Origin of the sequence: Pseudoxanthomonas sp. CF125 (genome assembly GCF_900104085.1) — a bacterium.
Classification (GTDB): Bacteria; Pseudomonadota; Gammaproteobacteria; order Xanthomonadales; family Xanthomonadaceae; genus Pseudoxanthomonas_A.
Genome location: NZ_FNLD01000002.1, coordinates 752,161 through 778,204, shown reverse-complemented (window position 1 = coordinate 778,204; position 26,044 = coordinate 752,161). Strand labels below are relative to the sequence as shown.

Sequence of the window (26,044 nt, the reverse complement as noted above, 5' to 3'; positions counted from 1 at the left end):
AACTTCCATTCATTGGCCCAGCCCCGCGAGGACGACCGTGGAACGCATCGAGTTAGCGCTGATCGGCGCCGGGCGCATGGGCCAGGTGCATGGCCCCAACGCGGCCCGGCACCCGGGCCTGAGGCTGAAGTACGTGGTCGATCCGCGGCCCGAGGCCGCACAGGCCATGTGCCAGCGCTTCGACGCGCGGCCCGCCACGCTGGAACAGGCGTTGGCCGATCCCTTGATCCAGGGCGTACTGGTCTGCAGCTCCACCGACCAGCATCTGGCCAACGCGCTGGCCGCGGTGGAAGCCGGCAAGGCGGTGTTCTGTGAAAAACCCATCGACCTGGACCTGCAGAAAGCGCTGCAGGCGCAATCGCGCTTCGAAGGCGCGCGCTTCCTGCTCGGTTTCAACCGACGCTTCGATCCGCACTTCAAGGCGTTGAAACAGAAACTCGACACTGGCGCGATCGGCAGGCTGGAATCGCTGCACCTGATCAACCACGACCCCGCCTCGCCGCCGCCGGGTTTCATTCCCACCAGCGGCGGCCTGTTCAAGGACTTCACCATCCACGATCTGGACATGGCGCGCTGGCTGCTGGGCGAGGAACCGGTGGAGCTCTACACCACCGCCAGTTGCCTGGTCGACCCGGAGATCGGCCGCCTGGGCGACGTGGATACCGCGCGCACCGTGCTCAAGACCGCATCCGGCAAGCTGTGCGTGATTTCCAACACGCGCCGCAGCGGCTACGGCTACGACCAGCGCATCGAGGCCTTCGGTTCTTCCGGCATGCTCAGCGCCGGCAACATGCAGCAGGACACGTTGCAAACGCTGACCGAACAAGCCGTATCCAGCGCGCCGATCCATCCGGGTTTCGCCTCTCGCTACCAGGACGGCTACCGCGACCAGATCCATCACTTCGCCGACGTACTGCACGGTCGCGCGCAACCGCTGGTGGGCTATGCCGACGGCGTAGCCGCATTGGTCCTGGCCGAAGCCTGCGCGGCGTCGATGCGCAGCGGCACCGTCATCCATCTTTAGAAGGGGAAACTCCATGCACAAGGTCGTACTTATCGGCGCCGGACGCATCGGCCGCATCCATGCCAAGAACGCCGCTTTCAATCCGCGTATCGAACTGGCCGGCGTGGTCGATGCCATCGACGCTTCGGCACAATCGCTGGCGCAGGAATACGGTTGCCCGGTGCTGAGCTTGGATCAGACGATGGATGACGCATCGGTGGCCGGCGTGATCATCGCCAGCTCCACCGATACCCACCTGGATTACAGCGTGCGCGCAGCGGCGGCCGGCAAGGCCGTGTTCTGCGAGAAGCCCATCGACCAGGACCTGGCGCGTGCGCGCAGCGCAGCGGGCCAGTTGTCGAAAGCGAAACTGCTGCTGGCCTTCAACCGCCGCTTCGATCCCAACTTCCAGGCATTGAAGGCGCGCCTGGACAGCGGCGCCATCGGCACGCTGGAAACGCTGCAGATCACCTCCAACGATCCCAGCCCGCCGCCGCCTTCGTATGTCGCAGTGTCCGGCGGCCTGTTCAAGGACATGGCCATCCACGACTTCGACATGGCGCGGTGGCTATTGGGAGAAGAGCCAGTGGAGGTCTACGCCGCCGGCAGCTGCCTGGTGGATCCGGAAATAGGCAAACTGGGCGACGTGGATACCGCACGCACGGTGTTGAAGACCGCCTCGGGCCGCATCTGCGTGATCTCCAACTCGCGGCGCTCCGGCTTCGGCTACGACCAGCGCATCGAAGCCTATGCCTCGGCCGGCATGGTCCGCGCCGACAACGTCACCGAAAGCACCGTGCAGGTATGGAGCGAGAACGGCGCGGCTGCGGACCGCTTCCAGAACTTCTTCCTGGACCGCTACGCAGAAGCCTATCGCCGCGAGATGGATCATTTCGCTGACATGCTCGATGGCGCCGCCGCATCGGTGGGCTACGCCGACGGCGTCGCCGCCCTGGCCCTGGCCGAGGCCGCCGCGCAATCGGTGCGCACCGGCGCGCCGGTGCGCCTGTAACGCATTCGGCGGAATCAGCGGCCGGCGGACTTCAGCGGCCGCACCAGGCGCGAGCGGAGCAGCGCTTCGAATTCCGGCAATGGGCAGCCGTTGTCGCAACCGGGAATCGGCAGGTATTGGTAGGCGGGCGCGTTGGCTGCCGACAACGGCTGCAGTTCGCGCACTTGGTCCATGGTCTGCGAACGATAGAACGCACGCACGAAGCGTTTTCCCGATGCATCGGCCAGCACTTCGAATCCCAGCGCGCCACCCGGCGGCGGATCGTCGCGCGGATAGCTGGGCACCTGCCAGTGCAGATCCAGCAGCCCGCCCAGGTCGGCGATGTTGGTGTCGTGTCCCACCAGCACGGTGAGTCGCGGCCCCTGCTCCATCGCCTCGAGCATGCGCGCGGCCAGCGGCGAGGCCGCGCGCGCTGCCACGTAAGGTGCGCGTCCTTCGTAGTAGAACTTCAGCGAATGGAATTCCAGCAACTCTTCGATCTGCCCGCGCGTCAGCCGGCCCCAGGCCACGTCCCGCATCGGCATGCCTTCCAGGTATTCCAGCAGGAAAGTCTGGCTGATCGTCGAAGCCAAACCGAAGGGATCGCCGACATCGGGCCGGTCGCCCTCATTGCGCACCAGACCCGCAGGCAGCGCCGATACATCGCAAGCAGCGCTCTTGCGCGAGCCTTCGCATCCCAGCGCCTTGTTGAGCAAAGCGAAGCGTTCGGCATGCGTGGCGATTTCTGCCTGCATGCCGCCGGCCGGCGCAAGCGCCGCCACCGCGCGCATTGCTTCGTCCGCATCGATGGGCATTGCGCCGGCATCCAGCGGATGGAACTCGACGTCGTCGTCGGGAGTGGCGGGAAATTCGACATGCAGTGCGCAGCCGGGCGCCATGCCTTCCACCAGCGCCCGTGCGGTCGCCTGGGTGCGCGACTTGTTGCTGGCCGCGACCTCCACGTCGGCTTCGGCGGGACAGCCCGTCGCCGGCAGCAGCCCGCGGGCCACCCAGTTGGCGCGGTCCCACTGCCCCAGCAGGCGCACTGCGTCGTAGCCGTGCGCGGTGAGTTCGCCGAAATCCACCGACCACTTCGGCCAGGATTTATCGTGCAGTGCCTCGGGTGCGACCTTGGCCCTGGTCGGCGGCCGTACGCCGTGCCGCATCAGCATCACCACCCGCTCGAGACGCAGATCGTCCCCATGCACGGCTTGAGGACCGGTAGCCGAGGTCCGACCTTCGGCGGCGCAACCGGCCGCGCACGCTGTCAGGACGCCAATGCAGGACAGGCGCGCGACCGCGCATCCGAAGCGTATCGATGACATGTTTTTCCTTCTGCCGGATGGACCGATGACCTCCTGGGAGGCCATCGGTCGACTGCGTTATTGCATTCTGCGAAACGCTCAGAACACCGCGCGCAAGGTGAGGGTCCACCGTGGCGAAGAATTCTCGCGCTCGATTTCATACGCGTCCACGTCGTAGGCCGCCTGGTTGGCCAGGATCTCCGCACCGTTGTCGCCGTCGAACCCGGCTTCGGCCTGCAAGCTGTCCGCGTCCAGCAGGTTATTGCCGGTCAGACGCAGCACCCAGCGGTCGCCAAGACGCTTTTCGACGAAGAATTCCAGATTGCCGTCGTACTTCTGGCTTTCGATCTCGCCGTAAGTGACGAAACGCGATTCGCCCTGCTTCTGGTAACTGAAGCCGAAGCTCATGTTCCAGGTAGGCAGGTTCTGGGTGACGCCGACGTTATAGACGTACTTGGGCTGGTAGTCGATCTCGATCTTGCCGCCGCCGGCCGGATCGTCGCGGTCGGACCAGAGCCGGGTGTAGTTGGCGAACACGCCTGTTTCGGACATGCCCATGAATTCCAGCGGCGTGGACAGATCGAATTCGACGCCATGGGTCTTGGCATCGCCGATGTTCTGGTAGGTGTAGATATTGCCGGGGAAATCTTCCGGATCCAGGCCGATCTCGTCGACCGTCAGGCCTGTATTGACCAGCCCGATCAGGTCGGAGATCCGCCGCGTGAACACGTTGACGCCGAACACGCCGCGCCCGCCGAAGCGCCGCTCGTAACCTACGTCCAGGCCCCACGAGGATTCGAACGAAAGATCCGGGTTGCCTATGGTCACGTCTTCGTCGGCCGGCGATTCCAGCGCGTACGACGGAATGACCTGATCGATGCTGGGCCGGCGGACCGTGCGCGCCAGGCTGACGCGGAACTGATCGTTGTCGGTAAGCTTCCATTGCAGGTGAGCGGACGGATTGAGCATGAACTCGCTGCTGTCCGCATCGCCGACGATGGTCTCTTCCAGCACGCCGCCTTCGGAGAGTTCGTTCTGGAAATCCTGTTCGGTCTTGGTGCTTTCCGCCCGCAGACCGGTTTCCAGCGTCACCGCGCTGCTGAGTTTCCATTTGAATTGCGCATAGGCGTCCAGGCGGCGCTCCTTGTATTGGAAGCGTCCGTCGTTGCGGGTGAATTCCTCTTCGTCATCCAGGTCGTCGTCGACGATCAGGCGATAGTCGCGGTCCTTGACCTTGCCGGAGACGCCCACCTTCATTTCCACCCGGTCGGACAGCTCGCGCGTGTAGGACGCGCTGGCCGACCATTCGGCGTCTTCGGCGTCGGTGGTTTCCTTGCTGACCAGATCCTCGTTGGTTTCCTCGAACTTGTCCTGCACGGTGTCGTCCGTGAAGCTGGCATAGGCCGCCTGCAGGCTGAACTTGCTCACGTCGCTCAATTGTTTCTGGTACTCGGCGCCCAAACCGAAGCTGTCCTGCTGGATGTCGGTGTCCTCGAACTCCAGCTCGGGATTCTCGAGGTCGAGCCCGCCGACGCTGCCGTCGCCTTCGTAATTGAAAGTGTCCTGATGTTCCTTGCGGTCGGTGCTCAGGTAGAACGCGTCAAGCCGCAGGCTGGAATCCTCCGTCGGCTTCCAGGTCAAATCGCCGTTGAACGACAGGTCGCGCGAATCGCGGCTGTCCTGTTCTTCGGTGCGCTCTATCGCCGACGAATTTTCAGGGTCGTCGAAGCGGGCGAGGCCGGCGCCGGAGCCATGCCGGCCGACTTCCTCGTCGAAGCCCACCGAATCGCTTTCGAACACTTCCTGCACGGTGTCTTTATTGTTGTAGCGTTCCTGCGCATCCAGAGTGAGCGAATAGAAGACCGTGTCTGCTTCGTTGCGCCCGGACCAGGACACCGAACCGTTGCCGCGGATATTGCCGGCATCGGTGTTGTAGGTGGCGCCGACGCGGGCGATCACGCCCGGCGGCAGGCTTTCGCCGTCCTTGAGGATGATGTTGATGGTGCCGCCTACGCCCTGGCTGTCGATGTCGGCGCTGGGCGAACGCACGATCTCGATGCGGTCGATGATCTCGGCCGGAATGCGGTCGACGAACACGGTGCGGTCGTTGCCGGCGCCGGGAATGGGACGGCCGTTCACCAGCACCTGGGTATAGCCTTGGCCAAGCCCGCGCAACTGCGGCGAATCGGACTCGCCGATATCACTGGTAAAGGCCACGCCCGGCACGCGGCGCAGCTGGTCGCCGACCGAAACCGGCTCGAACTGGGCGAAGAATTCCTGGCCGTAGACCAGCTCCGGCGCGGTGGTTTCGGTGCGGTTGCGGTACTGGATTTCCCCGGTCACCACCACCGATTGCAGATCGGTGACCTCATCGTTCTGCGGCGCGGGCGCGGCATCCGCGTCCTGTGCCAGCGCATATCCCGGCGCGATGGCCAGGCTGCTCAATATCAAAGCCGTCAGCGCATTCCTGTGAATGTTCCGCATCGTTCAGTCCCTCCCGAGGACGTCCGCAAACAGCCAGGCGAAGGCCTGACCGGGCGGTTGCTCGGGAGATTACGAACAAACATTCCAAATTGCAACAGATTTAGAATTTCTCTTGCAAAACCGGAAACGGTATGTGATCTTGCCGCCCACACATTGACGCTTGATGACACCACGGGCCGCCTGCGTCCGCACGGGAGAGCATATGGGAATCCGCCGCACGGCCTGTCTGGCCGCCTCGATCGCTCTTGCGCTTTGCTGCACCGCGGCCGCGCAGGAAACCGCCTTGATTTCCGCCAGATCGCAGACCGCGCCGACCGTCAGCAAAGAGGCCAATGCCGCCGTGCTGGTGCGCGATTCGGCCAAACCGGCGCGCAGCCGCTTGGTCGGCACCTCGGCACTGGGCGGACTGGAGGTCTACGACCTTGCCGGCAAGCTCCTGGGCACGGCGCCTTCGGGCGAAGTAGCCGCGGTGGACGTGGCCTACGACGTCGCACTGGGCAAGGGCAAAGCCACCGTGCTGGCCGCCATCGACACCACTACCAATAGCCTGCGCCTGTTTTCCATGCAGGGCGAAAAACTGACCGAAATAGGAGCGCGGCCGTTGCCGCTCGGCTTCGCGGCCGAAGGCATCTGCCTGTTCCGCAACCCGCTGGACAGCGCCTTGTACGCCTTCATCGTCGGCGATGGCGGCGAAGTGGATCAGCAGATCCTGTTCGCCACCGCCGGGGGCAAGCTGGACGCTCGGCAGATGCGCCGCATCAACGTGCCCTCCCCGCTCAAGCAATGCGCGGCGGACAACAAAGGCCACGTGTACGCCTCGGAAGAAGGTGTGGGCATCTGGCGCTTCAACGCCGATCCGGAAGCCGATGTCTCGGCCAGGATCGTCGACGCGCCGCGACTGGGCCATATCGAAGAGGAAAGCGGCGGCATCGCGGTCTACGACGGAGGCGGCAAGCGCTGGCTGATCGCATCGGACGCCTCGGCAGGCCAGGTGAACGTGTACGACCGCGACAAGCACGACGCCTTCCTGGGCGCGTTCAAGGTAGCGGCGCCAGGCAGCAGCGAAGCCATCGGCGAACCGGGCCCGCTGTTCGCGACCGGCGCGGCTTATCCGTCGTTCCCCAACGGCCTGCTGTTGATCACCGACGAAGACGGCTCCAACTACAAAGCGCTGGCCATGGAAGATATCGCCAAGGCGCTGAATCTGCCCCTCGACGCTACCGCCGCCGCCACGGCCGAACCCAAAAAGGTCGCAGCAGTCACCGCCACCGTGGAGACCACGTTCGCCGGCAGCTACGGCGACGCCGCCGACGACCCCGCGATCTGGGCCAACCCGCAGGATCCGGCCAAGAGTCTGGTAGTGGCCACCGACAAGAAGGCCGGCCTGTACCTCTACGACATGCAAGGCAAGGTGGTGCAGTTCCTGCCGGTCGGCAAGATGAACAACGTCGACCTGCGCGAGGACTTCGAGCTGGGCGGCGAGAAGATCGTGCTGGTCGCGGCCAGCAATCGCACCGACAAGTCCATCGGGCTCTACCGGCTGGACACGCAGAAGCGCGAACTGGTCGATGTCGCCGATGGCGTACAGCCCACTGGACTGGGCGACCCCTACGGCCTGTGCATGTACCGCAGCCCGAAGGACCAGCGCTTTTACGTGTTCGTCAACGGCGACGACACGCGCAAGCGCCAATGGGAACTGGTGGCGACCGCGCAAGGCCGCGTAACCGCCAAGCTGGTGCGCGACATGAATTTCGATTCGCAGACCGAAGGGTGCGTGGCCGACGACCACGACGGCACGCTGTACGTGGACGAAGAAGACGTGGCCCTGTGGCGCATGTCGGCCGAGCCCGATGGTGGCGATGCGAAGACCGCGGTGCAGAAGATCGCCGACAATCCCGCGGTCAAGGACGACTTCGAGGGACTGGGCATCTACGACCTGGGCGACGGCCGCGGCTACATCGTCGTGTCCAGCCAGGGCAACGACACCTATGCGGTCTATCGCCGCGAAGGCAAGCAGGAATATCTGGGATCGTTCGCCGTGGTCGCCGATCCGCTGCGCGGCATCGACGGCATTTCCGAAACCGATGGGCTGGAGATCACCAGCCGCAACCTGGGCCCCGGTTTCGAGCACGGCGCCATGATCGCCCAGGACGGCCGCAACGTGATGCCGGTGGAAAACCAGAACTACAAGTACGTGCCGTGGGAATCGATCGCGCGCGCGCTGAAGCTGGAAATGCGCGGCAACTAAGCTCGAAAACCGATGGCGGACTGCGCCGTACGCACATCCATCACGCAACGCCATTCACCGCAGGCCTGGCTCAATCGTGGCAAACTCCGGTCAGTCGCAACGGCGCTGACCGGCATTGAATTCCATGGCTGAACGCAAGGTTCCTGGCGTAGAAAATTTCGAAGGCCCCGCCGGGGGATGGGGCGCACTGGGCGCGGTGGCGCGGGCGTTGAAGAGCCAGATGGCGGTAGGACGCGAAGCCGCCGCGCTGCGGCGCGTCAACCAGCCCGCCGGTTTCGATTGTCCCGGCTGCGCCTGGCCCGACCCCAAGCACACTTCTTCCTTCGAGTTCTGCGAGAACGGCGCCAAAGCCGTTGCATGGGAAGCCACCGGCAAGCGTGCCACGCCCGAACTGTTCGCCACCCACACCGTCGCGGAGCTGTGGGAGTGGTCCGACCATGCGCTGGAAGACGCCGGCCGGCTGACCCAGCCGCTGTCCTACGACGCGGCCAGCGACCGCTACCACCCGATCGCTTGGGAAGACGCGTTCGCCCGCATCGGCGCAGCGCTGCGTGAATTGCCCCACCCGGACATGGCCGAGTTCTACACCTCGGGACGAACCTCGAACGAAGCCGCATTCCTGTACCAACTGATGGTGCGCGAATTCGGCACCAACAACTTTCCCGACTGCTCCAACATGTGCCACGAGGCCACCAGCGTCGGCCTGCCGGAATCCATCGGCGTCGGCAAGGGCACGGTGACGCTGGAAGACTTCGATCATTGCGATGCGCTTTTCAGCTTCGGCCACAATCCCGGCACCAACCATCCGCGCATGCTTTCGACCTTGCGTGCAATTTCCAAGCGAGGCGCGCCGATCATCGCGGTGAACCCGCTGCGCGAACGCGGGCTGGAACGCTTCGCCTCGCCGCAGGATCCTGGCGAGATGCTCACCAACAGCTCCACGCCCATCGCCCAGACCTACTACCAGGTGAAGATCGGCGGCGACGCCGCGCTGCTGAAGGGAATGATGAAGTGGCTGTTCGAAGCCGACGCCGCCGATCTTGCCGCCGGCGGCAAGGGCGTGCTGGACCATGCCTTCATCGCCGAACACACGCAGGGCCTGGAAGCGTTGCGCGAGGACATCGCCGGTACGCGCTGGGAAGACATCGTGGAGGCTTCCGGCCTGTCGCGCGCCGATATCGAAGCCGCCGCGCAGGTCTACGCCAAGGCCGAACGCGTGATTCTCTGCTACGGCATGGGCATGACCCAGCACCGCTTCGGCACGCAGAACGTGCAACTGATGGCCAACCTGATGCTGCTGCGCGGAAACATCGGCCGCCCTGGTGCGGGCATCGCCCCGATCCGCGGTCATTCCAATGTGTATGGCGACCGCACCGTCGGCATCACCGAGAAACCCACGCAAGCGTTAGTGGACGCGATCAAGCGCGCCTACGGTTTCGAATTCCCGCTTACCCACGGGCACGATGCGGTAGAAGCAGTGCGCGCGATCCGCGACGCCCGCTCCAAGGCGCTGGTGTGTCTGGGCGGCAACCTGGCGGTGGCGATCTCCGATCCGGAAACCACCTTCCCGGCCATGCGCAAACTCGATCTGGTGGTGCATGTGGCCACCAAGCTCAACCGTTCGCACCTGATCCCGGCCAAACAGGCGTTCCTGCTGCCGTGCCTGGGCCGCACCGAACTGGATGTGCAAACCGGCGGCGTGCAGTCGGTGACGGTGGAGGATTCGATGTCGATGGTGCATGCCTCGCAAGGCGGCTTGAAACCGGCATCGGAACACCTGCTTTCCGAACCGGCCATCGTCGCCGGCATCGCCAAAGCGACTCTGCCCGAGAGCAAAGTGGATTGGCAGTCGCTGGTGGACGACTACGACCGCATCCGCGACGGCATCGAAGCGGTATTTCCCATCTTCGCCGACTACAACCGCAGGGTGCGCGAACCGGGCGGCTTCCGCTTATACGTAGGCGCCTCGGTACGCGACTGGGGCGGCCCTGGCCGCAAGGCCAACTTCCTGGTCGCGCCCAGGCTCAACGAAGATCCGCGCGACGACCGCGCCGATACGCTGACCATGACCACGATCCGCTCGCACGACCAGTACAACACCAGCATCTACGGCTTCGACGACCGCTATCGCGGCATCAGCGGACGCCGCGATGTGGTGTTCATGAATGCGGCGGATCTGCAGGTGCGCAGTTTGAAGCACGGCGACCGCATCGATATCGAATCGCGCATGGGGACTGCGGCGGGCACCGGAGCGCGCTGCGTGCGCGGCTTTACCGCGGTGGAATACGACATCCCGCGCGGCTCGGCCGCCATGTACTACCCGGAAGGCAATTGCCTGGTGCCGCTGGACAGTCACGACCCCAAGTCCGGCACGCCCGCGTACAAGTCCATTCCGGTGTCTATCCGCGCTTCGCAAGATACGCCGGGCCGTGGTTGATCCTGACCCACCAGGCAACGGCTATGCGCGCCGGCCGGTCACGCAACTGCATGCCGGCATTGCGCGGACCGACTCGGATCTGCTCGCAGAAGAGGTGCCGGTAGCGGTGAGCTACGACGGCACGCCGTTCGCGGTGATGATGGCGTCGCCGGGAGACCTGCAGGACTTCGCTTACGGTTTTTCGCTGACCGAAGGGCGCGCGGTTCCCGGCGACATCTTGGCTATAGAGGTGCGCAGCGTTCTCGAAGGTCTGCTGCTGGATATCCGCACGCGCAATCCCGCCTCCGGCGACGCGGCTCCCGAACGCTTGCTGCCGGGCCGCAGCGGCTGCGGCATCTGCGGCAATCGCCTGCTCGAGGAGGTGGTGAAGCGTCCTGCACCTGTCGGCGATAGCGTGGCGGTCGAGCTGGCCGCGCTCGAGATCGCATTGGCTGCGCTGCAGGACCGGCAACCGCTGAATGCGGCGACCGGCGCAACCCATGCCGCCGCCTGGGCTTCCCCTGAGGGAACGTTGCTACTGGTGCGCGAGGATGTGGGGCGCCACAACGCGTTGGACAAACTTATCGGCGCGATGGTGCGTGGCGAGGTCGATCCGACACAGGGTTTCGCGCTGGTGACCAGCCGCGCCAGTTACGAAATGGTGACCAAGGCAGCGGTGGCGGGCATCGGCCTGCTTGCCGCCATCTCCGCGCCTACGGCATTGGCCGTCGACTTGGCGCGCGATTGCGGCCTCACCCTCGCCGGCTTCGCGCGGCCAGGACGTCAGGTGGTCTATAGCCATCCGCACCGATTGCAGAGACAAACCCCTCTCCCGCTAGCGGGAGAGGGTGCCGAAGGCGGGTGAGGGACGCCGGAGCTGTTGTGGGTTCGGCGCTCAGCATTGCGTCGAGTGGTGGCACGTTCGGCGAAGCAACGCGCGCCGGACATTTGCGACGCCTCCCCCTCATCCCGCCTGTCGGCCACCCCGTATCAAGTACGGGGCAGGCTCTTCTCCCGCTAGCGGGAGAAGGGCGAATAACCAAACAATCAAACTACAAACCAACCACCATCCGCATCGCGCGGCAACGCATCGACCAGCGCTCCCGCCGGCCATTCGTCGGCATCCTCCGGCAGCACCACCCACGCATTGGCCTGCAGCAGCGAACCCATGCGGTAAGACTGCTGGCCTTCCAGCAACTCGGCGACCAGGCCCGAATCGCTGCTTTGACGCAGCCGCGCCTTGAGGAAATGCCGCAATCCCTTGGCCACGCGGATCGGCGCCGCCAATGAAGCGCGCAAGGGAGTTTCCGCAGGCATGCCCAGCATGGCACGCAGCAACGGCACCACGAAGTAGCGCAGCCCGACCGCAACGGCGATCGGATTACCGGGCAACCCCACGAACAAGGCCCCTTCCTGCAAACGCGCGGCCAGGATCGGCTTGCCGGGCCGGATCGCCGCCTTGTGGAACAGCAAACGCGCGCCCATCGCTTGCAGGCCGGCAGGTATGAAATCGCGGCTGCCCATCGACACCGCACCGGTGCTCAGGACGAGATCGGCTTGATCGGCCAGCCGCCCCGTCTGCGCGGCGAAGGCTTGCGCATCGTCGCCCAGCGCCACGTTCGCGATTACTTCCGCACCCAGCGCACGCAGCGACGCTTCCAGGTACGAGGCATTGGAGGCGTAGATCTGTCCCGGTCCCAGTGGCAGCAAAGCATCGACGACCAGTTCGGCGCCGGTGCTCAGCAACGCCACGCGCGGCTTGCGCCGCACGCTGATTCGCTCAACGCCCAGCGCAGCCAGGACCATTCGCAAGGCCGGATCGATACGCTGCCCGGCTGCCGCCACCTCTCCGGCAATGGCGATGTCGCTGCCTGCACGGCGTATGTTCTGTCCGGCGAAGGCGGCTTCGCGCAACCGGATGCGCTCTGCACTCAAGCGTTCGACGCGTTCGAACGGCACGATGCAATCCAGCCCTGCCGGCAAGGCTGCACCGGTAGCGATTTCCCACACGTCGCCGGCCGCATCGGGCGGCGGTGGCGCGCCAGCGGCGAGCTGGCCGGCGACCCGATGCTCGCTGCCTGCGGCCAGTCCTTCGCTCGAAGTGGCGAAGGCGTATCCATCCATCGCTGCATTGTCGAAGGGCGGCAGCATATTCGACGCGCGCAATGGTTCGGCGAGAATCCGTCCGCAAGCATCCGCCGATCGGCACCACTCGGCTGGCAGGACAGCGGCTTCCGCCAACAGCAGTTCAAGCGCTTGGGCGTAGGCGATCATTCCGACGTGCCTCGCTCCATTCGAAGAGCCAGCCGTTGCCGCTCTTGTGGCGTGTTGATGTTGTCCAGTTCGCCACCACCGGGCGCGGGCAGCAACAGCGTGTCGGCCGATCGCAACACCTCGCGCAGCCCGTACCGCCCCGCCTGCGCCTGGTGCGACAAGCGCGCCAGCGCCGCCGGTTCCCACAGGGCGCACAGGGGCTCAGGCAAACCGTCGATGGGGCTGCGATAGGCGATGGCCGCGCGCTGTCCGTCGCGAGCGCGGATCAGCGCTTCCAAAGTAGAGGCCTGCAAAAGCGGAAGATCGCAGGCCAGCACCAGCCATGCTGCCTCCGGATAAGCCGCGTGCGCTGCCAGCAAACCGGCGGCCGACCCTGCTCCTTCGATCTCGTCGATGATGCCCGGCAACGCCGCACGGACCGGTTCGGCCCGCTGATCGCTGCGCAAGGACACGAAGCAGGATCGCACGTGCCCACTCAACAGGCGAAATGTCGCCTGCAGTTGCGGTTCGCCGTGCCAGTCGAGCAGCGCCTTGTCCTTCCCCATCCGCGTGCTGGCGCCGCCGCTCAGCACCAGGCCATGCAGCGCGGGGAGCGTTTCGCGCGGAGGGTTCGATTCGGCGGCACGGGTGGCTTGGCTCATACCGCCAATCTACCACCCGTGCGTTTTCGCCATATCCACACCCCGTGCCGGGGCGCCCGTCGATCAGCTGCGCGCGAACTCCAGCAGATCGGCGTTGAGCTGGTCCTTGCTGGTGTCGCCCAGGCTGTGGGTACCGCCGGGATAGATTTTCAACACCGAATCCTTGACCAACTTCGACGAAAGCATCGCCGAGGCGCCGATCGGCACGATCTGGTCGTCGTCGCCGTGGATGATCAGGGTGGGCACGTCGAACTTCTTCAGATCCTCGGTGAAGTCGGTTTCCGAAAAAGCCTTGATGCAGTCGTAGGCGTTCTTGTGTCCGGACAACATGCCCTGCGCCCACCACGACTGGATCAGGCCCTGCGAAACCTTCGCGCCAGGCCGGTTGAAGCCGAAGAACGGACCGCTGGCCACATCGAGGAAGAATTGCGAACGATCGGCGAGGTAAGCCTTGCGGAAGCCGTCGAAGACTTCGATCGGCAGGCCACCGGGATTGGCTTCGGTCTTGAGCATGATCGGCGGCACCGCGCCCATCAGCACGGCTTTCTTCACGCGCTTGGTGCCATGGCGGCCGATGTAGCGCGCCACTTCGCCGCCGCCGGTCGAATGGCCGATCATGACCGCGTCCTTGACGTCCAGATGCGCGAACAGTTCCGCCAAGTCGTCGGCATAGGTGTCCATCTCGTTGCCGTCCCAAGGCTGGCTGGAGCGTCCGTGGCCGCGGCGGTCATGGGCGATGCAACGGAAGCCGTTGGAAGCCAGATGGAACATCTGCGCTTCCCAGGCATCGGAGGTCAAAGGCCAGCCATGACTGAAGGTGACGATGGGGCCGGTACCCCAATCCTTGTAGTAGAGCTGGGTGCCGTCTTTGGTGGTGAAGGTGGCCATGGTTTCTCCTGTGGGTTCGGGTGGGGGAAAGTCGCTCGAATGGTTCACGGCGGCAGCGGGCCGCACCCGCCCGCGTGCGGCCTTGCCAAGGTAGTGCAGCGATGGTTACAAGCATGCAAACGCCAGTGCATTTTTTCACCGCACCTTCGCTGTAGGGCGGGCACTGCCCGCCGAATGCTCGAAACATGCGCGGTGGCGGGCAGTGCCCGCCCTACGGATTCATACGGTTTGTGCGGCAGCAGGCGGCAAAGCGCGGCGCAGTCGACGAAGGCGGATGACTTGCGCGGTAGCACCGACCAGGAAAACCAGGAACGCGATGCCGACGGCCTTCTGCAGGTTGGGATCATCCGGACCCGAGGCCCAGGGCGCGCCGACCGGCAGCCGCGTGGAGGTTTCGGTGAACGCCGGAATCATGTGGAAGAACACGGTGAGCGAATAGAGAACCGTTTCCACATACGCACTTGCGCGACCGAATACTTTCTTGTTGCCGGCCACCCAGGCAACGGCAAGCACCAGCAAGGTGATGATTCCCAGGGCGTGCGGCTTACCGAATCCGCCATGCTGGAAAATGAAAAACCCGGTCAGGCAAGTCAGCACCGTCGTAATCACGTAGGTCTTTCCCAGACCGTTGCGGGGATCGATTCCTTTGTCCCGGAAGAAAGCGATGAACGCCGCCGCCACGGCGACAAGACTGATGGCGGTATGGATGATGCCCATTGTGGTCAGACCAAGCATGGTGGTTCTCCTGCAGGTAATGGGAGGGCTTCTCCTGCGATCGATCCGACGGCCGCGACCACCCCGCCGGCAGCATGACGCTACCCGGCGCGACCCAGTCGGTGTCACCCCATCCCCCTGCCTGGGCTTATGACTGCTTCCCGGCGCGCAGACAAATCCAGAAGAACCCGATCATGTCCCAGGTATAGCGCTTCAGCAAGCGCCTTGGCTCCAGGCATAGCCGGAACAGCCACTCCAGGTGCAACGCACGCACCCAGGGCGGTGCACGCCTGGCGCTGCCGGACAGAAAATCCAGCAGCGCGCCGACCCCGAACATCACCGGCGCGTTACAAGCGGCGCAATGTTCCAGGATCCAGGCCTCCTGTCCAGGATTGCCGAAGGCGACGAGCACCACCTCCGCGCCCGACGCATTGATCTTATCCACCAAACCCTCGCCGGCTTCGGCGTATTCGCCATAACCGTCGCAAGTACCCACCACCTGCTGCCCCAGCTTCTCGACCAGATGCCGGCCCGCCTGCGCCGCTACGCCCGGCCGCGAGCCAAGCAGGAAGAAGCGCAAGGGACGCGCGCGTTGCGTGCAGAGGTAAGGAATGAAATCGGTGCCGTTTAGATTTTCGGCGAAGCGGCGGCCGTGGATCAGCACCGACGCCAGATCCATGCCGATCCCATCATTGACCACGCACACCGAAGAAGCCTGCAGGCGCGTGCGGAGCGGCCGGCATTGCACCACGAAATTGGTGTTGGCGAAGAACACCTGACGCCTGCGCCCGGAGTCCAGAGCGCCCAGCAGATCTTCCGCGAGCCGCTCACGCGTCATCGAATGCACGCGATAGCCGCCCAGCCAGGTCGTTTGCGGCGTTGCGGGCGCCCGCTCCGGGTGCGGCCTTCCGTCGTCGATCGCGTTCATGCGCCGGCCCCCGTATCGAATCCTCGCGCATCACCACAAGTCATAGGGAAACGCCTTGCGCAACCCAACCTGGATGCCGTGCAGATCGAACGGTCCGTTTCCGCCGATATCCAGGCATTCTTCGACGGTACGCCCCGAACGCCAGCTCGCGCGGCCCGTGCCCGCGTAGTAGTCGTCGTATTTGAAGCGGTTTTCGCCGTTGCCGCTGTCCAGGTACACGGCCGGAATGCCGTAGGCTTCGGCCAGGATCACCCCGTGCAGAGAACTGGAGACCACCGTTTCCGCTCCCAGCAGCGCACGCACGAAGGCCAAGGGCTTCATGTTCGGCAACAGCAAGCGGTCGCGGTTGGCGGCGTACTTCTCCGGCGCCTCGTTGAAATGCGGGATCACCACGAAGGGGGTTTTCCCCGGCGCGCCGATCAGTTCGTTGGAATAGAACATAGGCATCAGCAGCGCCGGGTCGCCGTATACCTCGGGGACGGGTATGCCGCGATCCATCAGCCACTGTCGGGTCAGCGGCCCGCGCACCGCGCGCACATCCAGCGCGCGGAAACGATGCTGCGCTTCGGGAATCTTGGCGTTGATGCCGCTACCCCATACCGTCTCGCCATCGCGCGCGTTGTGCAGCACCGAACCGATCGCGAACAACCGCCGCGACCGGTCCTGCTTGTGCAAAAGGTCCTCATCGCGCAAGGCGAGCATCGCTTCCACGATCACCTTGGACAGATGGTCGCCGACGTTGACTCCGCCGTTGTTCGGCTGCCACCAGTACAGCGCGCGACGCTGTCGGCGCTCCAGCCACGCGTCAAATAGCGACATGCGAAGGCTCCTGCTCCGCCGTCGCCAGCGCATGCGGTGGGTTATCGGATGGCGTTATCCGCAGCTCCGGATAACGCTCGGGTTCTAGCAGCCTGTCCACCGTTCCGGGCCAATCGAGGCACTCGCGGGTACGGACCCGCGGCGCCAGCAACGCAGCGTCGATCGCGGTGACGATCGATTCGGCGTCTCCCGGCGTATAGCCGAAACGCGAGGCATAGCGTCCGACGATGGCGTGCGGACAGATGGCCGGCAGCGCGAAGAAATCGTACTGCAGCAGCTTGAGCGAACTGTCGGCCAGGTAGGCGGGCAATTGCGCCGACGCGTACGGGGCAATGCCGAAGGTGGCGTGCTTGATGTAGCGCAGGGTCTGCGCGTGCGGCATTTCGCCGTACACCACTACGTTTTCGCCATAGTCCGGCATGCGGCCCCGGCCCGAGCCGATCACATGGAAAGTCACTTGCGGAAAAGCCCGGCTGGCGGTCGCTATCGCCGAGGGATCGAACAGCATCGAGCCTACTGCGACGGCATGCAGGCCAGCCGCGTAAGGCGATGGGTCGGCCTGGCGCTCTATCTCCGGATCGATGCCATGGCCGACGTGGTAGACGTTGTCCCGGCTGGCGACTTCGGCGGCCATCGCGGGCGATACCAGCGCAATCGCATCCAGACCGGCCGCTACGCGCGCGAAAGTCCGCTCCACGTATTGCGCGCTGTCGATAGCGCTCAGGCTGTCGGAGGCGCGATAGATAAGGCGGGCCGAAGGGTTGAGCTTCCTGGCCAGCTCCGCGAACACCACCGCCGTGCCGCTTTCGAAGATCACCACTTCGGCCTCCCGCAGCCAGGCCACCAGCACCGGCGGCGGATGGCTGGCATACCAGCGGAACATCATGTTCTCGAGCGGCCGCAACCAATGCCGGCGCGTGTTGAACGGATGCAACGCGGTCTTCCACAGGAAGCACTCGACGCCGTTTTTCTCTTCGATGAGATTGGCTTTGGAGTCCAACGGCAACCGTATATCGTCCTTCCATCGCGACAGCGCGCTGTAGCGAAGCGAGAAGAAGCGCGTATGTCCGCGCTTGGCCAGCTCGTCGCCGATGAAATGGATATTGGCCCGGCGCGGCGTGCGGTAGTCGTGCGCCGACAGCACCAGGAATCTTCCGGGGGCGGCCGGATCGCGCTCACGGACCGTATCGGGAGCCTCTGACGTTGGCTGCTCGGTCGTTGTTTCTACTCGGAACATGGCCGGATTCTCCAATGCGGGGGCGATATCGCGCTGTGTCATGCGCTTCTCAACAGGGTGCGGGTGTGCAGGATGCCGGCCACATCGCGCCGGAACGCGGACCAGACCAGACATAGCAATGCGAAGGCGACGCAGAAGGCCGCGATTCCGACCGCCAACTGCAGCGGCAGCGGCAACGACGCGCCTGCGAATCGTGCGGATGCCGCGTGCGAGACGAACCCGCACAGGCTGTAACCGGCTATCGCACGCAAACCGCTCAGCAGCATGCCGCGCACCGGCGCATCGGAGGTGCGGTGCAGCCACCACAGGACCAGCGGCCACGACAACGCCAGACCGCAGGCATAACCGGTAGCGACACCCAGCACGCCCCACTGCGCGCCGACCACGATGCAGCCGATCACCAGCGTGCGGCTGACGATCGAATACCGCAGCTGCGGGCCGGTCAGTCCTTTGGAAAGGAATACCCAGTAAGCCGCATAGCCCGCCGCCTGGAACATTCCCCCCACCACCAGTATCTGGAAGATCGGCACCGTCATCGCCCAGCGGTCGCCCAGCACCAGATGGATCAACGGACTGGCCTGGGCGCAGGCGAAGGCGAAGATGGCGATGATGAAATGCATCAGCGTGGCCTGCCCGCGCAGCAGGAACGCCGAATAGCGCACGGGGTCGCCCTGCAGCCGGGACAACACCGGCAGGGCGACAGTAGTCGCCGGAGCGTTGAGCTGGGTCAGCGGCATCATCAACAGCGCGAAGGCGCGGTTGTAATGCCCCAGCGGCACCGGACCCAGGCGGTTGCCGATGAGTATCTGGCCAAGGTTGGTGCTGAAGTAGATGAGCAATTGCGACGCCACCAGATTGCCGCCGAAGCGCAACAGCCCGTGCATTTCCATGTTCCGTTTCGGCAGACCGGGCAGCCAGCGCGCCGCCAGCGCCATCAATACCAACAAGGTCGAAGCCTGCACCAGCGATTGCACCACCAGCGCCCAATAACCCCAGCCCAGCAACGCAGCCGCCACTGCCGCGGCCAGGCCAAGCAATTGGCCGGTGACGTCGGCGAAAGCCAACTGCCCGAAGCGCATGTCGCGATTGAGATGCGCGCGGAACTGCGTGGTCAGGCCGTTGAGAAGCAGAGTCGCCGAAATAGCCTGCGCGACCGGGCGCAGCAACGGCTCGCGATAGAAAGCCGCGATCGCATCGGCGGACAGGAACACGCTGGCCGCCAGCAGAAAGCCGATGCCGGAGTTGATCCAGAACAGATTGTCGCGCTGTCCGCGGCTAAGGTGCTTGGCCTGGATGGCCGCCGAGGACAGGCCGAAATCGCGAAGTACTTCGCCAACGCCGATGATCGCGATCACCATCGCCACTAGCCCGTAGTCGCGCGGCGTCAGCAGACGCGCCAGCAATACTATGCCGCCGAACTGCACCGCGATCTTCAGCGCCTGGCTGCCCATCGTCACCAAGGCGCCGCTGGCCGCAAGACGGCCCAGGGAAGGAACCTGCGGCAATGCTGCGTCCAGGGAAGGTTTTCCCGTACTCATCGGCCACGCCCTTCCGTCGCGTCCAGCGCGGCGACATAGGTGGCGTGATGCTGCATGCCGAGCCGCGGCCATTCGCGCCGGGACAGATCCGGTGCGGACTGGCGCTGAGGTTCGCCCAGCGCTCGCAATGTAGCTGTGAGTATGTCCGCGTCCAGCGCGCCGTCGTACAGCCTCACCCATTCTTCGCCGACTTCCGCGGCCAGCGCGACATTGGCGTCGCTGCGCGGGACCAGCACCGGGCGCGCCAGCGAGAGCGCCAGCAACAGCGCGCCCGAGTTCTGCATGTCGCGGTACGGCAGCACCACGCATTGCGCTTCGCCGATTTCCTTCGCCAGCACCTCGTCGCCTACGTATTCGAGAATAGCGCCGGTGCGTGCATCGGCCGCGCACGCGTCCTCCACGACCTGGCGCATGGCTGCGCCGACCGGCCTGCCGACGATTCGCAAAGTGGCGCTGGCGTCGGGAAGTCCGCGGAAGGCTTCGATCAGGGTCTCCACGCCCTTGTAAGGCCGTATCAGTCCGAAACAGAGCAGGCGCCCTTTTATGCTGGGCGGTACTTGCCGCGCCGCGAACCAGTCGCGGTAGTGCCCATGCAGAATGGTATCGGTGGTCGGATCGGCATCGCGTTCCGCCGCGTTGATCCTGATTTTCCGTGTGGTCAAATGATCCAGCCAACGCAGCAGCAGGCGTTCGGCCATTCCGCCCTGCTCGTGCGGCCGCAGGTTGTGCAGCGTGCGCACCACCGGCACGCGCGTCAGCCAGAGCCGCAGCAACAGCAGGAACATGCATGCCCGCTTGGCCAGCGTGGTGAGCGGAGTACGGTGCCGCAGCAGATACTCCGGCCAATGCACGTGAAACAGGTCGTAGCGCGAGAACAAAGCATCGCGTACCGAAAAATACCGGACTTCCACGTTTTCCGGCAGCGCGTCCAGCAGCTGCACCAGATACGGATTGGTGGTCTCGTCCGGCTTGCCGGTGGATTGCAGCACGACGAAACGGCGGGCGGGCGTCGCCGACACCCAAGGCGTATGCGCGACGTTCATTGCGCCGGCCCTCCGCTTTGGACGAGCGCCTGGCGGTATTCGTCCCGATAGCGTGCTACGACCGCGTCCCAGTCGTAGCGCGCTACATACGCCAGGGCATGCCGCCGGCGCGCTTGGAAGGTTTCCTCGTCCACATCGGCCAGTTGCCGGACCGCCCGGGCGGCGGCCTCGGGCGCTTGCGCATCGACCAGCACGCCCAGCTTCGATTCGTCGTGCAGCTTGGCGTAAGGCGGGATGTCGCCAAGCACGGGAATCAGGCCGGCGCTCATCGCCTCGATCGCGGCGATGCCGAAGCCCTCGTGCCGCGACAGGGAAACGAAATACTGCGCACGCGAGAGCAAGCGGCCCAACTGCTCCTGCGACGGCGCTTCCACCACCTCCACATGCGCCTGCAATCCGCGTAAGGCGATGTCGCGCTCCACATCCGCGCGCTTCAGGTCGAACGCGCGGCCGGCCAGGATCAGGCGCCAGGCATCGTCGCCCGCCACCAGATGCCCAAGCAGGTCCAATGTTTCCGGAATGCCCTTGTTCACCGACCAGCGGCCGAAGCTGACCAGAGTTTTGCCGGGGACAGGCGAACCCATGCCGGAGAATTTTTCGATATCCACGCCGTTCTCGATAACGCGCAGGCGCCCGGCCGCCGTCACCGGGGCGAACATCTCTCCGTCGTTGCGGCTGGTGGCGACGATGCGCCGGTAGGCGCGCGCCGAGGCGCGGGTGATGCTGTTGAACCACAACCGTTTGAGCCGGGAGGCGTAGGCGGTGTGGAAAAACCCGCCGTGGGTGGAAACTATCATCGGCTTGCGGTGCACCGCGCCGGTCAATGCGAGGTAGTCGTAGAAAAAATCTATGCCGTGCACGTGAACGACATCGGCGCCGTGCAATGCGCCCAGTACTTGCGGGCATAACGGGTAGCGGGTGGATCCGGTGTAAGACAGGCGCCGCACCGGCACTCCCTGATACTGCTCGTGCGTACGCAGACGCTGCGCACTGTCGTGGAAGACGCGGTTCAGCGTCACCACTTCCACTTCGCCGCCAGCGGCCAGATGGCGGCGGGCTATGTTCAGCACTACTTCTTCCATGCCCCCGACCGAAGGATGGAACTGCCGGACCACGTGCACGACTTTCATGGGATCGCTCCGCCGGCCGCACTCATGCCGTCGCCTTCACGTTGGCGCCACGCTGCCCCAGTGCCCATGGCGCGTAGCGCATGAACAGCCAGCGCAACGGTACGCACAAAGCGACCGAAACCACCGAGATGCCCAGCGCCCATGCGAGGCCGGGCTTGTCGCCCGCCACGAAAAGACCGAATACCGAAGCGATTCCCGACAGCACGAAGAAAACCAGCATGTGCGTGCACAGGATCAACAGCGTGTTGCGGCCCATCCAGCGCAATATCTTCGATCGCGCCGCCAGCGGACTGATCGACAGCACGATGGAAGTGCCCAACAGACTGGCCAGTACGAATTTCCACGCCGAAGCGCCGAAGCGCAGCTGATTGATATCGACTCGCCCGTTGCTCCACGCCAGCCACAGCCAGGGAGCCAGCAGCACCACGGCCAGCGCGATTCCCGCCAGCATCGATCCCGGCAACGGCAGCGTGCGCCCCGCCAGCGCGCCGCACGCATAGAAGAACAGCGCGACGGGCAGCACGTCCAGGGCGAACGGCAGACGCAACCCCAATCCCGGGAAGAACGCGATCCACAACAGCGCCAGCAGCAGCGCCATTACCGCGATAGTCGATGGCCGCAGCTTCTTGCCGAGGAAGAAGTACGCCAGCGCAGTGGTGAACAGTGCGGGCAGGAACCACAGCGCCGGATGCACGTACAGCTGCGGTCCGATTCCCGTCAGCAGCCCACCGAGCGGGTCCCACCAGGGCACCTGCCCCCAGCGTAGCGCCTTTTCCCCTATCTGACGGGTGAGCAGCCAATAGGCATAAGCCACGAAGAAAAAGAATGCGTAAGGCACCAACAGTGTGCGGCCGAGTGTCGGCAGCGCCTGCGCCGCCGTCTGCGCGTTGCGGCGATGGGACAGCCAGCCCGACAACAGGAAGAACAGCGGTACGTGGAAACTGTAGACCAGTATCGTGAACTGCCCGGGGATGCCTTTTGCGTGCCCCAGCACCACCAGTGCGATTGCCACGCCCTTGGCTGCGTCGATGCGCGCGTCGCGCCCTGTTGCGTCGGATACGCCCGCGTTCTGGAATTCCGGGGCTGTCCCCGTAGTTGCTGCCATGCGGCACTCCGTTCTTGTTCATGGCGACACCGCCGTTTTCGCGCCGCCGAACATTGGCGTTTCATGCGTGTCCAGTCCGCCTTTCCAGGCAGGCGTCGTCTGTGGAATTTGCAGTCGCCAGAAGTAGCCGCATGCGAACCACCACAACCCGGCGGTCTTGATGGAAAAGTACGCATTGGAAACCAGCAGGCTGAGCGCGAAGGCGACCACGAAAAGATTCTTGAACAACTGCCCGTTGCTGGTGGGCATTTTGAGCAGGAACGAATAAGCGATCAGAAACACGAGCACCACCAGGATGGACTGCCCGGCGATGAAGTAAGCGATACCGCTGTCGGAATAGCGGTAAGGCGCCGCCAGATCCATGCCGAACCACTCCCGCGGACTCATCGCGTTGATCGCATCGACCGACACGAACACCCGCCCCATCATCGTGTCTTCGTAGGCGCTGACCCCGAGCGCCCAGACCGCCAGCCAGCCGGCCAGCAGCACGCCGATGAAGAGGAAGGCGGCCAGTGTCTGGTCCGTCCGCCGCAGCAAGGGCGCCAGCATCAGCATCAGCAGGCAGGTGGCGCTGGCCAGGCGGCCGTCCGAAGCGATCAACAGGAACAGGATCAGCGCCAGCGAAAAGACCACGCCGGCGACCCGCAGCGACCGCCAGAAGGTGATGGCCACCGCACAGAAGAAAATGATGAAGTTCCCCATCGTCACCGGCTCCACGAAGATCGAGGACACCCGCGGCAATTCGAACCCGCCAAGCCAGTTGCGTTCGCCCGGCCGGGTGGCGCTTACGTAGAGTTTGCTGGTTTCGTTCCAGAAATCGTCTTCGCTGTTGCCGCGCGTGTTCACGAAGTAGCTGCGCGGGTCGACCAGATCGCCGTACAGGTTGGGGAACGCCATTTCGAATATCGCCACCAGCACCACGATCACCGCCAGCCACAACACCAGTTTGTGCAGGCGGCCGCGGTAGGCCGTGCCCAGGGTCAGGAACGCGAACGGGATGATCGCGTCGCGCACCAGCTTCGGGTCGAAGCTCCAGGTTTCCAGGAAGCGCAGCAGGTTGAAGGCCAGCACCAAACCCAGGCCGGTGAATACCAGCAGCTGGCCGTCGCGGCCCAGCGAGCGCAGTCCGAACAGGAAGCAACCGGCATAAATGGCCAGCTCGACCGCATAAGCCGACGACGCGCCGACCGGATGCACCGAGGCATTGAACAACGCCAGCAGGAAGTTGTAGCCGATCGCAAGCAGCAACAGCGCCGCCACGGCCGGACTGCTGCCGCGCTCCCTGGCGATCGTCGCGGTCATCGCGTTCGGCTTCCGCAAAGCGGCCGGTCGAAACAAAGCCCAGTCATTTCAGTACGCCTGTTTCTGGCCCAGGACCTTGAACACCGTCATCGCCATGATCTTGAGATCCAGCCACGGCGACCACCGGCGTATGTAGTCCATGTCGTACTGCACGCGCTTCTTCATGTCGCGCAACAGCGGGGTTTCTCCACGGAAACCGTTGACCTGCGCCCAGCCGGTGATGCCGGGCTTGACGTAGTGCCGCTGCATGTAGCCGTCGATCAGCGTTCCGTAGTAGCTGTTGTGCTGGATCGCATGCGGGCGCGGCCCGACCAGGGACATGCTGCCATCCAGCACATTGAACAGCTGCGGCAGTTCGTCCAGGCTGCTGCGTCGCAGGAACGCGCCGATCCTGGTCACCCGCGGGTCGCCGCGAGTCGCCTGTTTGACTTCGGCGCCCGCTTCCTGATCGATGCGCATCGAGCGGAATTTGAGCATCGAGAACTCCTTGCCGGCACGCCCATGGCGTTTCTGCCGGAACAGCACCGGACCGGGCGAGCTGAGTTTCACCGCCAGCGCGATGCCCAGCATCAGCGGCGACAGCGCCACGATAGCGACCAGCGCGAGCGCGCGGTCCATCATCGCCTTGGTCAGCAAGAACGAATTGTCCGGCGCGCCGCTACCCTGCCGCAGATTGATTACCGGCACGCTGCCGACCTGTTCGCTGGACTGGTTGAGCGCGTCCAGATCGGAAATATCCGGGATCAGCTTCACCTTGACCGGGGTCTTGTCCAGCATGGCAAGCACCGACTTGATCCGTCCAAGCTTGCCCATGGGCAGCGAAATCCATACTTCTTCGACGCTGTCCTCCTCCAGGAACGCAGGCAACTGCTCGACCGCTCCCAGGCACTTCAGATCGGTGCTTTCGGCGATGCTGATGTCGTCGCGGGTACTGAAATAGCCGACGACCTGCATGCCGACCCATGCGTTCTGGTGCAGATAGCGATGGATCTTGAGCACCGGCGGACGCAGGCCGACCACCACCACCCGCCGCACGTCTATGCCCACGCTGCGTATCCAGTTGAGCGCACCACGGACGGCAACGCGCAAGAAGCCGAACAGCACGAAACCGGTCGCATACCACAGACCCAGCCACAGCAGAGAGGTGTGCTGGCCCAGATACAGCACCCAGATATGCGCCGAGACCAGCGCCAGCACGCCTGTCCATGCCAGGCCCAGCATCCAGACTTCGCGGAACACCGCACGGCCGCGCCAGCTGCGGTACAGCGGGAATGCGTTGAAGCACAGCGCTGCGATCAGGATCGAAGTACTGATCGGAATGCGGTACCCGAAGGCAGGCATCCAGGTATCGAACCGCAGGCGGTAGGCGATCAGCGCTGAAATCAGAACGACCGCCAGATCCGCGACCCGCAAGCATAGATCGGCGGCGGTGGAGTACTTCGACAACAAACGGGGGGACGATGCCGACTTGGCGGCACTCAGGTTCGCGAGAAGCATCTTGAGTATTCCCTAACATGCGCGGAGCGGGCCGACGCGGGGGGACGTCGTACGCGAACCGTGCTGTTAACCACTTTGCCGATGCCTTTACCGGTGCCCTCCAGCGCCGACCCCAGGCGAACGACAAACCTACTTGCTGATTGAAAGAAGAGCGTCCTTGCTGGTTGGAAAGAAGATCAGGGCACCTCTTGGCGGCAAGACATGCTTACGACAGTGAAATGCGGCGTTTATTGCGGGGAAAAGCATGTTTCGCTGCACTGCAACATAGCACCTATTTGTGAAGAGCGCGTGCATTTGCGCTTGGTTCTTGAGGGTCTGCACGCTAGCGAAATTTTTCTGAATCACTTGTGAGGTCGAACGATTCGGTACAGGTAAGTCAGCTACGTAAACGCGACTTGCTTCGCAAAAAAATCGATTTACGCGCCAGTCCGTGATTAGGATCACGCACGAAATACCAAATCGCTTGATCGGCGAGTGGAGCT

The 26,044-nt window shown here is 64.4% G+C and carries 20 protein-coding genes; 5 read left to right on the top strand and 15 right to left on the bottom strand.

What is annotated here, in order from left to right; all coding sequences use genetic code 11:
• Window positions 1-37 precede the first annotated feature (37 nt).
• Together iolG (BLR66_RS12925) and iolG (BLR66_RS12920) are read left to right on the top strand one after the other, a co-directional pair.
• Window positions 38-1,024 (top strand): inositol 2-dehydrogenase, encoded by a 987-nt coding sequence (iolG, locus tag BLR66_RS12925; protein WP_218119638.1) that lies wholly within the window; start codon window positions 38-40, stop codon window positions 1,022-1,024.
• A gap of 13 nt (window positions 1,025-1,037) precedes the next feature.
• Window positions 1,038-2,015, top strand: coding sequence for an inositol 2-dehydrogenase (gene iolG / locus BLR66_RS12920; RefSeq protein ID WP_093287206.1), 978 nt, complete (start codon window positions 1,038-1,040; stop codon window positions 2,013-2,015).
• Between the two features lie 14 nt (window positions 2,016-2,029).
• Here the strand turns inward: iolG (BLR66_RS12920) and BLR66_RS12915 are convergent, their stop codons facing one another.
• Together BLR66_RS12915 and BLR66_RS12910 are read right to left on the bottom strand one after the other, a co-directional pair.
• On the bottom strand, window positions 2,030-3,319 hold the full coding sequence (locus BLR66_RS12915; protein ID WP_176943866.1) for a histidine-type phosphatase: 1,290 nt from the start codon (window positions 3,317-3,319) through the stop codon (window positions 2,030-2,032).
• A 78-nt stretch (window positions 3,320-3,397) separates the two neighbouring features.
• Window positions 3,398-5,782 carry a TonB-dependent receptor plug domain-containing protein gene (locus BLR66_RS12910; protein WP_093287199.1) on the bottom strand — a complete coding sequence of 795 codons (2,385 nt, stop codon included), beginning with the start codon at window positions 5,780-5,782 and terminating at the stop codon, window positions 3,398-3,400.
• A 202-nt stretch (window positions 5,783-5,984) separates the two neighbouring features.
• On the opposite strand from BLR66_RS12910, the gene BLR66_RS12905 reads away from it, so the two are divergent.
• The 3 genes from BLR66_RS12905 to fdhD all read left to right on the top strand — a co-directional run bounded on the left by BLR66_RS12905 (window position 5,985) and on the right by fdhD (window position 11,311).
• Window positions 5,985-8,030, top strand: coding sequence for a phytase (locus tag BLR66_RS12905; protein WP_093287195.1), 2,046 nt, complete (start codon window positions 5,985-5,987; stop codon window positions 8,028-8,030).
• 124 nt (window positions 8,031-8,154) lie between these two features.
• On the top strand, window positions 8,155-10,467 hold the full coding sequence (locus BLR66_RS12900) for an FdhF/YdeP family oxidoreductase (protein ID WP_093287192.1): 2,313 nt from the start codon (window positions 8,155-8,157) through the stop codon (window positions 10,465-10,467).
• Window positions 10,460-11,311, top strand: a complete 852-nt coding sequence (gene fdhD, locus BLR66_RS12895) for a formate dehydrogenase accessory sulfurtransferase FdhD (RefSeq protein ID WP_093287187.1) — start codon at window positions 10,460-10,462, stop codon at window positions 11,309-11,311. Before BLR66_RS12900 ends, fdhD begins: the two co-directional genes overlap by 8 nt.
• A 182-nt stretch (window positions 11,312-11,493) precedes the next feature.
• On the opposite strand, the gene BLR66_RS12890 is transcribed toward fdhD, so the two are convergent.
• The 13 genes from BLR66_RS12890 to BLR66_RS12830 all read right to left on the bottom strand — a co-directional run bounded on the left by BLR66_RS12890 (window position 11,494) and on the right by BLR66_RS12830 (window position 25,562).
• On the bottom strand, window positions 11,494-12,720 hold the full coding sequence (locus tag BLR66_RS12890; protein WP_093287182.1) for a molybdopterin molybdotransferase MoeA: 1,227 nt from the start codon (window positions 12,718-12,720) through the stop codon (window positions 11,494-11,496).
• Entirely contained in the window at window positions 12,717-13,361 is a 645-nt protein-coding gene (locus tag BLR66_RS12885; RefSeq protein ID WP_093287178.1) for an NTP transferase domain-containing protein, read from the bottom strand. Before BLR66_RS12885 ends, BLR66_RS12890 begins: the two co-directional genes overlap by 4 nt.
• Window positions 13,362-13,424: 63 nt before the next feature.
• Window positions 13,425-14,249 (bottom strand): alpha/beta fold hydrolase, encoded by an 825-nt coding sequence (locus BLR66_RS12880; protein ID WP_093287175.1) that lies wholly within the window; start codon window positions 14,247-14,249, stop codon window positions 13,425-13,427.
• A gap of 219 nt (window positions 14,250-14,468) precedes the next feature.
• The gene (locus tag BLR66_RS12875) at window positions 14,469-14,984 is read right to left on the bottom strand and encodes a DUF2306 domain-containing protein (protein WP_093287171.1); all 516 of its coding nucleotides are present in this window, start codon (window positions 14,982-14,984) and stop codon (window positions 14,469-14,471) included.
• Between the two features lie 127 nt (window positions 14,985-15,111).
• A complete protein-coding gene (locus tag BLR66_RS12870) occupies window positions 15,112-15,891 on the bottom strand; it encodes a WecB/TagA/CpsF family glycosyltransferase (protein WP_093287166.1) in 780 nt (259 codons plus the stop codon).
• A gap of 30 nt (window positions 15,892-15,921) precedes the next feature.
• Window positions 15,922-16,710 carry a polysaccharide pyruvyl transferase family protein gene (locus BLR66_RS12865; RefSeq protein ID WP_093287163.1) on the bottom strand — a complete coding sequence of 263 codons (789 nt, stop codon included), beginning with the start codon at window positions 16,708-16,710 and terminating at the stop codon, window positions 15,922-15,924.
• Window positions 16,697-17,989: a GumK N-terminal domain-containing glycosyltransferase gene (locus BLR66_RS12860; RefSeq protein WP_255402544.1), complete on the bottom strand. Its 1,293-nt coding sequence runs from the start codon at window positions 17,987-17,989 to the stop codon at window positions 16,697-16,699. The genes BLR66_RS12865 and BLR66_RS12860 overlap by 14 nt, the downstream gene beginning before the upstream one ends.
• Window positions 17,986-19,485 (bottom strand): lipopolysaccharide biosynthesis protein, encoded by a 1,500-nt coding sequence (locus tag BLR66_RS12855; protein ID WP_093287160.1) that lies wholly within the window; start codon window positions 19,483-19,485, stop codon window positions 17,986-17,988. The genes BLR66_RS12860 and BLR66_RS12855 overlap by 4 nt, the downstream gene beginning before the upstream one ends.
• Window positions 19,482-20,528: a glycosyltransferase gene (locus BLR66_RS12850; RefSeq protein ID WP_093287155.1), complete on the bottom strand. Its 1,047-nt coding sequence runs from the start codon at window positions 20,526-20,528 to the stop codon at window positions 19,482-19,484. The genes BLR66_RS12855 and BLR66_RS12850 overlap by 4 nt, the downstream gene beginning before the upstream one ends.
• On the bottom strand, window positions 20,525-21,658 hold the full coding sequence (locus BLR66_RS12845; RefSeq protein ID WP_093287151.1) for a glycosyltransferase family 4 protein: 1,134 nt from the start codon (window positions 21,656-21,658) through the stop codon (window positions 20,525-20,527). Before BLR66_RS12845 ends, BLR66_RS12850 begins: the two co-directional genes overlap by 4 nt.
• Window positions 21,659-21,680: 22 nt before the next feature.
• Window positions 21,681-22,763, bottom strand: coding sequence for an acyltransferase family protein (locus tag BLR66_RS12840; RefSeq protein WP_093287147.1), 1,083 nt, complete (start codon window positions 22,761-22,763; stop codon window positions 21,681-21,683).
• An 18-nt stretch (window positions 22,764-22,781) separates the two neighbouring features.
• The gene (locus BLR66_RS12835; RefSeq protein ID WP_093287143.1) at window positions 22,782-24,065 is read right to left on the bottom strand and encodes a polysaccharide biosynthesis protein GumE; all 1,284 of its coding nucleotides are present in this window, start codon (window positions 24,063-24,065) and stop codon (window positions 22,782-22,784) included.
• A 48-nt stretch (window positions 24,066-24,113) separates the two neighbouring features.
• Complete coding sequence (locus BLR66_RS12830) at window positions 24,114-25,562, bottom strand: undecaprenyl-phosphate glucose phosphotransferase (protein WP_093287140.1); 1,449 nt, start codon at window positions 25,560-25,562, stop codon at window positions 24,114-24,116.
• Between the last annotated feature and the right edge of the window lie 482 nt (window positions 25,563-26,044).